Origin of the sequence: Ilumatobacter sp., from assembly GCF_965215205.1 — a bacterium.
In the GTDB taxonomy this organism is placed as follows: domain Bacteria; phylum Actinomycetota; class Acidimicrobiia; order Acidimicrobiales; family Ilumatobacteraceae; genus Ilumatobacter_A.
Genome location: NZ_OZ244049.1, coordinates 2874100 through 2886229 on the forward strand (window position 1 = coordinate 2874100; position 12130 = coordinate 2886229).

The window sequence follows — 12130 nt, forward strand, 5'->3', positions numbered from 1 at the left end:
CGCTGCGTCGCGGCGGTCACCCGAACCCGGCGCGACGAGCGGCCCGTGGCTCACCCACCGACGACGGGTGGCAGACTCCGGCGATGACGACAGCTCCGTCGAGCACGCTGCACTGGTCCGACTCCGACGTCGAGGTCCACAAGGTGGTGGTCGGGCCGTACGAGAACAACGTCTTCGTCGTGCGCTGCGCACGCACCGGCGACGCCGTGCTGATCGACGCCGCGAACGAGCACGAGCAGCTCCTGGAGCTGTGCCGGTCGCTCGGCGTGACCAGGGTGCTCGAGACCCACGGCCACTGGGACCACATCCAGGCCGTGCCCGCGATGCGCGAGGCGGGCTACGAGGTCGCCGTCACGAGGCTCGACGCGCCGATGCTCGACGACGTCGGCTACGACGTGTTCCTCGACGACACCGAGGTCGTGGAGTTCGGGAAGCTGCGGATGAGCGCGATCCACAACCCGGGCCACACCCCGGGCTCGATCTCGTTCGAGCTCGTCGGCACGCCGCTGCTGTTCACCGGCGACACCCTCTTCCCGGGCGGACCCGGCAACACGGCGACCGATCTCGGTGACTTCGACACGATCATCGACTCGATCACCGACCGGCTGCTCACCTTCCCCGACTCCACGATCGTGCTGCCCGGTCACGGAGACGACACGACGATCGGCACCGAGCGGCCGCACCTCGACGAGTAGATCGAGCGCGGGTGGTGAACCGCCCGCCTCCGGCGACCCGACGTGAGGGGCGCACGTCGTGACGACGTGACGTGAGGTACGACGAGCTCCCGACGGGCGGCACCCCCGGCGCGGACCGCGGAGCTGCCACCCACGCCGATCCGCGACCGCAGCTGGAGTCCGTCGCGGACGGACGACGGCGGGGTCAGATGGGGAGGTCGCCGGTGGCGCGGCGGGTCGAGCCGTCGTCGCTGTAGGCGCCGATGGTGCGCTGCGCGATGCGCATCTGGTGCACCTCGTCGGCGCCGTCGGCGAACCGGGCCCAGCGGGCGTGCTGGTACATGTGCGCGAGCGGCGTGTCGGTCGAGTAGCCGAGCGCTCCGTGGACCTGGATCGCGCGGTCGATCACCCGGCCGAGCATGTTCGCGACGAAGTGCTTCGACATCGAGACCTCGGCCTTGAAGTCGACCGAGTCGTCGCTCGCCGCCGCGTCCACCTTCGACGCGGCGTGGAGCACCATCAGCTTCGCCTGGTAGAGCTCCATCGCGGAGTCGGCGATCATCCACTGGATCCCCTGCTTCTCGGCGAGGAGCGATCCGTGGGAGAAGCGGTTGAGCGACCGGTCGACCATCATGTCGAGCGCCGTCTCGGCCTGCGCGATCCAGCGCATGCAGTGCGCGAGCCGGGCCGGCCCGAGCCGGTACTGGCCGAGCAGGTGCCCCTGGCCGCGGCCGCCGAGCATCTGGTCGCCGTGGACGCGCAGGTCCTCGATCACGATCTCGGAGTGGCCGGTGCCGCCGTGCATCGTCTCGACCTCGCGCACGTCGTTCCACCCCTCGGCCGGGAGGTCGACGATGAACGCCGTGTTCGCCGCCTGCGGGATCTCGGGGTCCTCCTCGGTCTTGCAGATCAGGATCGCGAACTCGGAGCGCCGAGCGTTGGAGATGAACCACTTGTGCCCGTTGATCACCCACTCGTCACCGTCCTGGTAGGCGTGGGTCCTGATCAGCGTCGGGTCCGAGCCCGCGACCTCGGGCTCGGTCATCGCGAAGCACGACCCGCGCACCTTGCCCTCGCACAGCGGCGTGAGGTACTTCTCCTTCTGCTCGTCGGTCCCCCAGTGGAGCAGGGTGTGCATGTTGCCCTCGTCGGGCGCCTGGCAGTTGAACACCCACGGCCCGTAGTACGACTTCGCCGCCTCGGCCTGCACCATCGCCAGCTCCACGTGGCCAAGACCCATCCCGCCCCACTCGGGGGGCATGTGCGGCAGCCAGATGCCCGCCGCGTGCGCCGCCTCGCGCATCTCGATCAGCTTGCGGATGCGGTCCCCGCCGTCGAGGCCGTCGCCGCCGTCGTCGCCGTTGATCTCGCGCTCGCCCGGCTTGACCACGTCGTCGACGAAGGCGCGGATGCGCAACCGCAGCTCCTCGAGCTCGGGGGACAGGGTGAAGTCGATCGCCATGTCCCGACTCTGCCAGATCGGCCGCTCGACCCACGAGCCCCCGACCGGGGTCGCGGGCGGTGGCGCGGCGCCGCGCGTCCGCGCCCACGGGGTGTCGACGCGCCCCGATCTCGACGTCCGTCCGGCGCACGGCGCGACGGAACCGCCCCTGGTCGACGAGACTGCCGTCGTGCTGCGGTCGTCCACGCTCGTCCTGGGCATCGTCGCGTCGATCGCCGTGGCCGGCTGCGCCGCAGCGGGATCCGGAGACCCGCCGTCGGCGTCGCTCGATGCCTCCCCGACGACGACGGGCCCGGCGGCCACGATCCCGTCGACGACCGACGCGCCGGCCGCACCGGCCGGCAGCTCGTCGACGACCACCTCGTCGACGACCTCGACCACGCTCGCGCCCGCCACGGTCGCGGCCGAGCTGGACCTGACGGCCGATCGCCTCGTCCTGGGCACGTCGATCGAGGGTCGCCCGATCGTCGCCGAGCGCGTCGGCGCGCCCGGCGGTCGACGGATCCTGGTGATCGGGGTGATCCACGCGAACGAGGACGCAGGCGTCGCCGTCGTCGACCGGCTGCGCGAGATCGCGACCCCCGACGTGCCGTCCGGGGTGGAGCTGTGGCTGGTCGAGTCGATGAACCCCGACGGGGAGGCCGCCCAGGACCGGCACAACGCGGACGACGTCGACCTGAACCGGAACTTCCCCTACCGGTGGGGTCCGATCGGAGCACCGGGCGACAGCCAGTACGCCGGCACCGGGCCGGCCAGCGAACCCGAGACGCGGGCGATAGTCGAGTTCGTCTCCCGGCTCCGCCCCGACCTCGCGCTCTGGTACCACCAGGACGCGAACCTGGTCATCCCGGGCACGGGCCGCGACGGCGACGTGCGCGCCCGCTACGCCGAGCTCACCGGGCTCCCCCTGGCCGAGTGCTGCGGGGGTGGCGGCGTGTACACGGGGATCGCCGCGACCTGGGCTCGGGCGGAGGCGGTCGCCCCCGACGGGATCGCGTTCATCGTCGAGCTCCCCGGCGGAGACCTCACCCCCGCTCAGGTCGAGGACCACGCGACGGCCGTGCTGACCGTCGCCGGCGAGCTCTGAACCGCGGCGCGTCACCGGGCCGGGCGCGGTCGACCCGGGTGGGCGCCGCCGGGGTGCCGGCGCACCCCCGAGGTCCACACGTGGGTGATGTCGGCCGGGGTCGCGAGGCGCACGATCTTCTCGAAGGTGCGCTCGTCGTCGTCGATCTCGGGCCACCGGCGCAGCGCGGAGCCGTCGCGCTCGGTGTCGACCGCGATCGCGTCGAAGGGCCGTCCCACCTCGAGCAGGCCGACGTCGAGGCCGAGCAGCTCGGCGCCGCCGACGGTCGCGAGGTGGAACGCCTCGAGGATCGACAGGCGCGACCCCGGGACCCCACGCCGGTGCGGGTCGAGTCCGGCGTCGACCCCGTCGGTGAGCATCTGCGACACGGTCACGGCGTGGGCGCACTGCCGGAGCAGGGACGGGTCCGGTCCACCGGCGACGTCCGTCCCGAGCCCGACGCCGACGCCGGCGTCGAGCGCTCGGCGCGCCGGGAACACCGCGTTCGCGAAGTGCGCGTTCGACAGCGGGCAGTGCGCCACGCCCGCGCCGCGCGCCCGCAGGAGACCGAGGTCGTCACGGCCGAGGTGGTCGCCGTGGGCGAGCACCGAGCGGTCGCGCACGAGCCCGAACCGCTCGAGCGCGATCGCGTCGCTCACCCCGAAGCGGTCGAGCGCGTGGCCGTGCTCCCAGTCGCTCTCCGAGCAGTGGGTCTGCACCGTCGCGCCGGTGGCCTCGGCGAGCTCGCCCAGGCCGGCCATCGCGGCGTCGGTGCACGCCGGGGCGAAGCGAGGGGTGATGATCGGGCGCACGAGATCGGACCCCAGCGCCCGGATCTCCTCGACCGAGCGAGCCGAGGCGTCGACCGACGCGGTGGCGCCGTGGTCGCGGTACCACTCGGGGGTGCCCGTCGGGTGATCCATCGCGACTCGCCCCACGAGGGCGCGCTGGCCGGCCCGGGCGCATGTGCTCGCGAGCATCGTGGTCGTCTCGACGTCGATCGTCGCGTAGTACGCGGCGGTGGTCGTCCCGTGGGCGAGGAGGGTGTCGACCATCGCCGGCCACACGACCGCCGCGAACGCCGGATCGGTGAGGCGGGCCTCGAGCGGGAACGTGCGTCGGAGCAACCACGTCTCTAGGTCGAGGTCGAGGCCGGTCCCGAGCTGAGGCCACTGCGGGGCGTGGACGTGGGTGTCGACGAGGCCGGGGAGCACGACCGTCGACGCCCCGAGCGCCACGTCGACCGACGATGCCTCCCCGGCGGCGCCGGGCGCGTCCCGCGCGTCGACGATCGACGCGATCGTGCCGTCGTCGTCGACGGTGACCACGACGTCGCGGCGCACCTCGAGGCGCCCCGCCGAGGGGACCTGCATGATCGTGCCGCGCACGGTCGTGGGCATCCGCCGACGGTAGCGGCGGCACGACGACCGAACCGGCGCCGCGGGCGCCCGCTACTCCTTCGACGACACGTTCACCACGTCGAAACACTGCCAACACACGACTCGCGTACCTTCGTCCCATGCCGGTCGCTCGGGGCAGTGGTGGGAGCTGCGGATCACGTGTGGGTGTCCGTCCCCGAGCGACCGGCGCCCCCCTCCCGGCTCTCCGGGCGCCCTGCGGCGCGACGCCGGGCGCCGAGGTGCGACACGACCGTGCAGCGGGTCCGCCGGCCACGTGATCGACGCCGTCGACCCGTTCATCGGCACCGGGGTCGCCGACCTCCCCGACCCACGCGGTCTGGCGGCGACGTGGTGGTCGCCGAAGCCTCCCGTCGGCAACACCCACCCGGGCGCCACCCACCCGTTCGGCATGGTGTCGGTCTGCCCCTACTCGGGCGGCTACCCGACCGGGTACGGGCTCCACGAGCGCTCGACGGAGGGCGAGCCGCGCCTGCTCGCCGACGGTCGCGCCGTCTCGGGCTTCACCCACTTCCAGCAGTCGGGGACCGGCGCGATCCGCAAGTACTACAACTACCTCCGCGTGACCCCGATGCTGTCGCCGCTCGACGACCTGGGCCGCCTCGAGCCGGTCACCCGCGAGCGGGCCGAGCCGGGTTGGTCGTCGACCACCCTCGCGAACGGCATCGTCGCCGAGCTCACCGTCGGCGAGCGCAGCGCGGTGCACCGCTACACCTTCCCCGCCAGTCGTGACGCCCGGGTCGTGATCGACTGCTCCCACGGCGGGTTGACGATCGACCGGGGCGCGACGGTGCCGCTGCGCGCCGCGATCGAGAGCGATTCGGTGGGGTCCGCCGCCGGCGAGGTCGTGATGGAGGGCGTCCCGATCTCGTTCCACGTCGAGTGCGACCCCGTCGACTGGCGTCAGATGCTGTGGTACGACCGGCGCCTGATGCCCGGCGGGACCCGGCTGCGGTTCGACTCGATCCGACCGACCACGTTGCGACCGTTCGGTCTGCTGTGGGCGGGGCCGACCGAGGAGGGCACGACGATCGAGCTGCGGATCGGGTTCTCGCTCCGTTCGACCGAGCGAGCGCGAGCGAACCTGGACCGCGACCTCGGTCGCCACGTCGCTCCCGCCACCCCGACCGGGGACGTCGGCGAGCTCGCCGGGGTCGAGGCGCCGTCGTTCGACCGCCGCCGATCCGCCACGACCCGGCGGTGGGCGGACCACCTCGACGCGATCACGGTCGAGACGGCCGCACCCGACCGCCGCCAGGTGTTCGCGACCGCGCTGTACCACTCGATGATCAAGCCGTGCCTGGCCACCGGGGAGAGCCCGTTCTGGCCGACGGCGGGGCCGTTCGCATTCGACATCTGCACGATGTGGGACATCTACCGCACGCAGCTCCCGCTGCTGGCCGCGCTCGCGCCCGCCCGGGCGGTCGAGCTCGCCAACGCCCTGCTCCACGTCGCCGAGGAGGAGGGCAACCTGCCGATCGGGTACCGCATGGCACGCGGCGCCGATCGCTTCGTGCGCCAGGGCAGCGCGCTGGCCCACACGTTCTTCGCCGACCTGTGCGAGCGCGGCCTGCCGGGGATCGACTGGGAGTGGGCCCTGTGCCACATGGACGCCGACCTGCGGCGGCAGTTCGGCGAGGAGTACCTCGAGCACGGGATCGTCCACCCGATCACCCACACCCTCGACCTCGCGTCGGGGTACCGCTGCACGGCGCTCGTCGCTCGCGCCGTCGGTGACGACGACCTCGCGGAGCGGTTCGAGATCCTCGCGACCCGCTGGATCGGCGCCTTCGACCCGGGCACCGGACTGATCGTCGACTCGACCTTCTACGAGGGCGGACCGTGGAACTACTCGTTCCGCCTCCTGCACGACATGGCGACCCGCATCGAGCTCGCCGGAGGGGACGAACGGTTCCGTTCGCTGCTGGACCGCTTCTTCGGGGTCGGCGCGGACCCGGTCGAGCAGCTCGGGGTCGACCCGTCGGCCGCCGAGATCGCCGCCGGGTACGCGCTGGGTCGCTTCGAGGGCCTGAACAACGAGCCCGACATGGACGCGCCCTGGTGCTACCACTACATCGGCCGGCCGGATCTCACGGCGGACGTCGTGCACGCAGCGGTGACCAACCGGTTCTCCACCGGCCGCGGCGGGCTCCCCGGCAACGACGACTCGGGCGGTCTCAGCTCGTGGTACGTGTGGGCGTCGCTGGGGATCTTCCCCGTCGCGGGCCAGCAGGTCTTCCTGCTCGGCCCGCCCTCGTTCCCCCGCGTGACGTCACGCCTGGGCTCCGCCGTCCTGACGATCGAGACGGAGGGCTTCGTCGAGCCGCGGGCCGACGGCCCGGCGCAGTACGTGCAGTCCGCATCGCTCGACGGAGTCGATCTGGACCGGTCCTGGATCAGCGCCGCGGAGTTCCACCGTGGCGGGGAGCTCGTCGTGCGCCTCGGCGCCGAGCGCTCGGCGTGGGCGACGACGACGCGCCCGCCCTCGTCGGGTGCGCCGGTCTCGACGACTCGGACCGACGCGCATCGTGTCGCCGGCACCGGCCAAGCCGTCGTCGAGCGGACGACCGTCGACGACGTCGACGTCGACGACGACCCCGCCGGCGGCTTCGCCACCACCGAACCCGACCGCCCACCGCCGACCGACCGCGCCGACCAGGAGCCACCGCCATGACCATGCTGTCCGACCACGTCGACGCGACCGCACCGGGCCTGCCCCGCCCGGAGTCGGGCCCGCCACCGACGAAGCCCACGCGCCGCCTGGTCATCGTGGTCCGTGCGGACCCGGTCATCTGCGGCCACTCGGGAGAGGCGCGCAACCTCGCGGAGGCGGCCCTCACCCGTGGCTTCGACGACGTGCGGATCGTGACGTGGCCCATCCCGGCCCTGCAGGCGGCCGGCCTGCCGCTCAAGCCCCTCGACACCGTGCTCCCCTACACGACCGGGATCACCGTCGAGCGGCCCGAGCCGGTCGGCGACTACAGGGTCCTCGACGGCCGCCACGTCGCGGGGTTGGTCGGGCGCCTGGTCGAGCTGTTCACCGAGGGGGTGCCCACGACGGCGATGTCGCTCTACCTGACCCCGCACGACACGGTGGTCTCCCGGGCGGCGGCGATCGCCCGCTCGACCGGCATGTCCGCCCCGCTGACCACGATCGCCGAGGCGGTCGGATCGGACATCACCAACGTCGTGCGGACGGCGATCGACGAGGGCCGCTTCGGTGCGGCCGCCGACGTGTTCTCCACCTACCTCGGCAACGACGTGTGCGTGGCCGTCTCGGAGTTCACGAAGCGCTTGATCATCGACGCCGCGATCGAGGTGGACGAGCGCTGGGGGACGACGTTCGCGCCGGCGTGCGTGGAGCGGATCCGCGTCTCGTACCCGGCGGTGGACTCGTCGTCGTTCACCTCCCTCGATCGCTCCGACACCGACGCCCGGCTCGCGGAGCGCGGCCTGGAGCGCGACGGCTACGTGCTGTCCCTCGCCCGCCTGAGCAAGGCCAAGGGCGTCGACGACCTGGTCAACGCGTTCGCGATGAGCGCGATCCGCAAGCGCACCACGCTCGTCGTGTGCGGCTCCGGACCCGAGGCGCCCTCGCTGCGCGCGCTGGCCGGTTCCACGCCGTGCGCCGATCGCATCGTGTTCCTCGACGACGTCGACGACGCCGAGAAGCCCCACCTGCTGGCGGGATCGTCGGCCTACGTCCTGCCGAGCAAGCCGCGACCCGAGTTCGTCGAGACGTTCGGGATCTCGCTCGTCGAGAAGATGCTCGCCGGCGGCGGCCCGATCGTCACGTGCGCGACCGGGGGGATCCCCGAGGCGGTGGGACCCCACGCCCGCATCGTGCCGACGTCGCACCCGCACGCCATCGCCAACCACCTCAACGAGATCGTCCTCGGGCTCTCACCGGCCGAACGGACCCGCGGCGCCGCGGCGGCTCGCCACCACGCCCTCCAGTTCGATCGCGCCGCGGTGTTCGACCGCCTCTCCGCCCGGGTCGCGGAGGTGACGCTCGCGGCCTGACGCGCCGACGTGGACGCGCCGGCCGCTCGTGCGACGTCGGTCGCATCCCGGTCGGGCGGCCCGTTCGCTCGGGAACCCCGGCCGCGGACGATCTACGGTCGCTCCCGACCACCCGCGCGATCCTCCAGGAGACCCGAGATGGACATCGACGACCACGACGCCGCGCTCGCCCACTCGCTCGGGCTCCAGGCGTTCGTCTACGGATTCGCGACCGTCGAGCTCTACCGGGTGCTCTGGAACGAAGCCGTCGACCCCGATCGGGGCCACGACGACGGGATCAACCGGTTCCATCACGTGCGCGACGTCGCCACACCCGCGGACACGTTCATCCCGTCGCCCAACAACGACACGTTGTACTCGACGGCCTGGTTGGACCTCACCGCCGAGCCGGTCGTGCTGTCGATCCCGCCGATCCCCGACCGGCACTACTGGTTCCCGGTGGGCGACTTCTACCACGACATCGTCGCCACCCTCGACCGGCGGGCGATCGGCGACCGCGGCGCCGACATCGCGCTCGTCGGGCCGTCGTGGAGCGGTGATCTCCCCGACGGACTCGGCCGCGTCGACGTGTCGACGCCCATGGCGTGGATCCTCGCGCGCACGTTGACCGACGGCACCGACGACGACATCGCTCAGGTCAACCGGCTCCAGGACGGCTACGACCTCACGCCGCTGTCGACCTGGACGGGCACGGCCCCACCCGATACGACCGTCGACCACCCGGACCCGGCGCTGGACTCGGACCCGATCCGCTTCTTCGCCGTGCTCGACGACCTGCTGCGCCGCAACCCACCCCGGCCCGCCGACGCCGGCCTGGTGTCGACGTTCGGGCACATCGGCATCGGTCGCTCGGCCCCGTTCGACGCCACGACGCTGTCCACGGCCTCCGCCGACGCGCTGCGACACGCCCACGGGGTCGGCCGGGCGCTGCTCCACGCTCGCAGCAGCGCCTCGCGCCGCACCGTCGACGGGTGGTCGCCGGTGCTGCTCACCGGGACGTTCGGCACCCGCTACCTCTACCGCGCCACGTTCGAGTACCTCGGCTTGCTGCACGGCGACGAGATGATGCAGGCGGCCTTCTCGAGCTTCGTCGACGCCGACGGCGAGCGGTACCACGGGAGCCACCGCTACGAGGTGCGCTTCGAGACGCCACCTCCCGCCGAGGCGTGCTGGTCGCTCACCATGTACGACGACGAACGGTTCCTACTCGTCGACAACGAGATCGATCGCTACTCGATCGGCGACCGAACCCCCGGGCTGCGCTCCGACCCCGACGGCTCGCTCACCGTTCGCCTCCAGCACGAACGACCAGCCGACGGCGAGGTCGCCAACTGGCTGCCCACGCCGTCGGACGGGTTCTACATCTCGATCCGCGCGTTCGACCCGTCGCCCGAGCTGCGCGAAGGACGCTGGAAGCCGCCCGCCGTGCGCCGTCTCGACCCCACGACGTGACCGATCGCGCCTCGGCGGGTTCCGGGGCCGGGTCGAGCACGGGACCGATCGACTCGAACATCCGGCGCTCGGTCAGTCTCGTCGCTCACACGACGGTGGCGAACACGTCGAAGGGCTCGCGCTCCGACTCGACGCTCGTGATCGGGTCGTCGCGATCGGCGTGGCCGATCGCGACGCCGCAGAAGATGCCCAGCTCCTCGGGCGCCCCGACGAACTCGCTCACCGCCGCCTCGTGCACCGCCCACGCCTCCTGGGGGCAGGTGTCGAGGCCGGCCTCCTGCGCCAGCAGCATGAAGGTCTGCAGGTACATCCCGAGATCCGACCACTGGGGCGGGCCCATCCGGCGGTCGACGAAGCAGAAGATCGCGGCGGGCGCCCCGAAGAAGTCGAGGTTCTTCGCGAACTGCCGTCGGCGGCCGGCCTTGTCGTCGCGCTCGATCCCGATCGACTCGTACATCTGCTCGCCGATCCGGTACCTCGACGTGCGGTACGGCTCGGTCAGCCCCTTCGGGTAGATCTCGTACGCGGGTTCGCCCGGCTGCCGCTCGGCGATGAACTCGCGGAAGCGCGCCATCGACTCGCCGTTGACGACGTAGATCCGCCACGGCTGCACGTTGCCGCCCGACGGGGCGCGCGCCGCGGCGACGACGAGGTCGCGCAGCGTGTCGTCGTCGACCGGGTCCGGGCGGAACGCCCGGATCGACTTGCGGCGGTTGACGGCCTCGGTCACGTCCATCCGGTCATTCTCGCGAGACGTGGGCCGCGCCCTCCAATCCGCGCCGGGGCCGGCGCGCGGTGCGTGCGGCCCACCGGCGCGGCGTCGCTTGCCCGCCGCTCCGGTCGGGCCGCCGCCGGTCAGGCCTGAGGGGTCACCAGCGCCTTGTCGCCGGTGGCCATCCTCCCGTACCGCCGCACGTGGTCCGGATCGACGACGTCGTCGAGCGACAGCTTCGTGCCGTAGCTGCTCGCGAAGGTCGTGGTGATCTCGTCCGCGACTCGGCGACGGAGTCGCTCGGCCTCCTCGGGGCCGATCTTGCCGAGGAACGGCGTGAGCAGCCAGCCGCCGAGCGACCAGGTCATCCCGAAGTCGCGCCGCAGCACGGTCGGCGCGCGATCGAGACCGCCGTAGACGTAGACCTGCTTGAAGGTGTCGGATCCGTACCGGCTGAACTCGTCACCCTCGCTCGCCACCACCTCCATGCGCGACAGCAGCGTCGCCGCCAGGTCGCCGCCGCCGATCGCGTCGAACGCGATCGTGGCCCCGGTCGCGCGCAGGGCGTCGGTGAGGTCGTCGACGAAGGAGTCGGCGCTCGAGTCGACGACGTGCTCGGCGCCCTGGGAGCGCAGCAGCTCGACGTGGTCGTCGCGCCGCACGATGTTGACCAGACCGACGCCGTCGTCGAGGCAGATCCGGTTCAGCATCTGGCCGAGGTTCGACGCCCCGACCGTGTGCACGAGCGCCGAGTGGCCCTCCATCCGCATGGTCTCGACCATCCCGAGCGCGGTCAGCGGGTTGACGAAGGCGGCCGCGGCGTCGACCGGATCGGTCCCCTCCGACATCTCCAGGCACTGCGACGCGGCGACGACGCGGTGCTCCGCGTACGCGTTCCCCGACAGGAACCCGACGGTCGACCCGAGCAGCGCCTGGGCGGCGTCGGACGATCCGGCGGCGACCACGACGCCACCGCCCTCGTTGCCCACCGGCATCGCCCGGCCGAGCCGGCCCTCGTGCGCCGCCGCGCCCCCCGGGACCGGGACCCGGACCCCGGCGTGGTCCCCGTCGGCGGGCCGCGCCTGCGACAGGTCCGCCCCGGCGAACATCATCCCGAGGTCGGAGGGGTTGATCGGGGCGGCGTCGACGCGCACGACGACCTGATCGTCACCCGGGGGGGACAGCTCGCTCTCGGCGATCGCCAGCGTCACCTCGCCGTCGTCGGCGATCGTCGATCGCAGCTCTCGGGTGGTCGTCGGCACGTTCGCTCGGTCGCTCATCGCGCCATCTTCGCCGGTCGGTCGCGGCGCCACCGAAGGCGGG

Annotated in this window: 9 protein-coding genes; 5 read left to right on the top strand and 4 right to left on the bottom strand. The window is 72.6% G+C overall.

The genetic code is table 11. The features are described 5' to 3' along the window. The first annotated feature begins 83 nt into the window (after positions 1-83). A complete protein-coding gene (locus ACOOHC_RS13365) occupies positions 84-695 on the top strand; it encodes an MBL fold metallo-hydrolase (RefSeq protein WP_420450905.1) in 612 nt (203 codons plus the stop codon). A 184-nt stretch (positions 696-879) separates the two neighbouring features. Here the strand turns inward: ACOOHC_RS13365 and ACOOHC_RS13370 are convergent, their stop codons facing one another. Continuing rightward, on the bottom strand, positions 880-2136 hold the full coding sequence (locus ACOOHC_RS13370) for an acyl-CoA dehydrogenase family protein (RefSeq protein ID WP_420450906.1): 1257 nt from the start codon (positions 2134-2136) through the stop codon (positions 880-882). Between ACOOHC_RS13370 and ACOOHC_RS13375 the strand changes: the two genes are divergently transcribed. Next, positions 2135-3223 (top strand): M14 family zinc carboxypeptidase, encoded by a 1089-nt coding sequence (locus ACOOHC_RS13375; protein WP_420450907.1) that lies wholly within the window; start codon positions 2135-2137, stop codon positions 3221-3223. The genes ACOOHC_RS13370 and ACOOHC_RS13375 overlap by 2 nt on opposite strands. An 11-nt stretch (positions 3224-3234) precedes the next feature. Here ACOOHC_RS13375 and ACOOHC_RS13380 read toward each other — a convergent pair whose 3' ends face one another. Then, positions 3235-4602, bottom strand: coding sequence for an amidohydrolase family protein (locus tag ACOOHC_RS13380; protein ID WP_420450908.1), 1368 nt, complete (start codon positions 4600-4602; stop codon positions 3235-3237). Between the two features lie 274 nt (positions 4603-4876). Here ACOOHC_RS13380 and ACOOHC_RS13385 point away from each other — a divergent pair, with 274 nt between their 5' ends. The 3 genes from ACOOHC_RS13385 to ACOOHC_RS13395 all read left to right on the top strand — a co-directional run bounded on the left by ACOOHC_RS13385 (position 4877) and on the right by ACOOHC_RS13395 (position 10095). Continuing rightward, complete coding sequence (locus ACOOHC_RS13385) at positions 4877-7294, top strand: glycoside hydrolase domain-containing protein (protein WP_420450909.1); 2418 nt, start codon at positions 4877-4879, stop codon at positions 7292-7294. Continuing rightward, the gene (locus tag ACOOHC_RS13390; RefSeq protein WP_420450910.1) at positions 7291-8643 is read left to right on the top strand and encodes a glycosyltransferase; all 1353 of its coding nucleotides are present in this window, start codon (positions 7291-7293) and stop codon (positions 8641-8643) included. Before ACOOHC_RS13385 ends, ACOOHC_RS13390 begins: the two co-directional genes overlap by 4 nt. 138 nt (positions 8644-8781) lie before the next feature. Further along, positions 8782-10095: a DUF1254 domain-containing protein gene (locus tag ACOOHC_RS13395; RefSeq protein ID WP_420450911.1), complete on the top strand. Its 1314-nt coding sequence runs from the start codon at positions 8782-8784 to the stop codon at positions 10093-10095. A gap of 85 nt (positions 10096-10180) precedes the next feature. Here ACOOHC_RS13395 and ACOOHC_RS13400 read toward each other — a convergent pair whose 3' ends face one another. Then, entirely contained in the window at positions 10181-10831 is a 651-nt protein-coding gene (locus ACOOHC_RS13400; RefSeq protein ID WP_420450912.1) for a nitroreductase, read from the bottom strand. Positions 10832-10950: 119 nt separating this feature from the next. Next, entirely contained in the window at positions 10951-12087 is a 1137-nt protein-coding gene (locus ACOOHC_RS13405; RefSeq protein WP_420450913.1) for a zinc-binding dehydrogenase, read from the bottom strand. Positions 12088-12130: the final 43 nt, after the last annotated feature.

What these genes read in the sequence shown, in the direction of transcription:
- ACOOHC_RS13365 (WP_420450905.1), top strand. Translation starts at nt 84, where the DNA reads ATGACGACAGCTCCGTCGAGCACGCTGCACTGGTCCGACTCCGACGTC.
- ACOOHC_RS13390 (WP_420450910.1), top strand. Translation starts at nt 7,291, where the DNA reads ATGACCATGCTGTCCGACCACGTCGACGCGACCGCACCGGGCCTGCCC.
- ACOOHC_RS13380 (WP_420450908.1), bottom strand. Translation starts at nt 4,602, where the DNA reads ATGCCCACGACCGTGCGCGGCACGATCATGCAGGTCCCCTCGGCGGGG.
- ACOOHC_RS13375 (WP_420450907.1), top strand. Translation starts at nt 2,135, where the DNA reads ATGTCCCGACTCTGCCAGATCGGCCGCTCGACCCACGAGCCCCCGACC.
- ACOOHC_RS13405 (WP_420450913.1), bottom strand. Translation starts at nt 12,087, where the DNA reads ATGAGCGACCGAGCGAACGTGCCGACGACCACCCGAGAGCTGCGATCG.
- ACOOHC_RS13400 (WP_420450912.1), bottom strand. Translation starts at nt 10,831, where the DNA reads ATGGACGTGACCGAGGCCGTCAACCGCCGCAAGTCGATCCGGGCGTTC.
- ACOOHC_RS13395 (WP_420450911.1), top strand. Translation starts at nt 8,782, where the DNA reads ATGGACATCGACGACCACGACGCCGCGCTCGCCCACTCGCTCGGGCTC.
- ACOOHC_RS13370 (WP_420450906.1), bottom strand. Translation starts at nt 2,136, where the DNA reads ATGGCGATCGACTTCACCCTGTCCCCCGAGCTCGAGGAGCTGCGGTTG.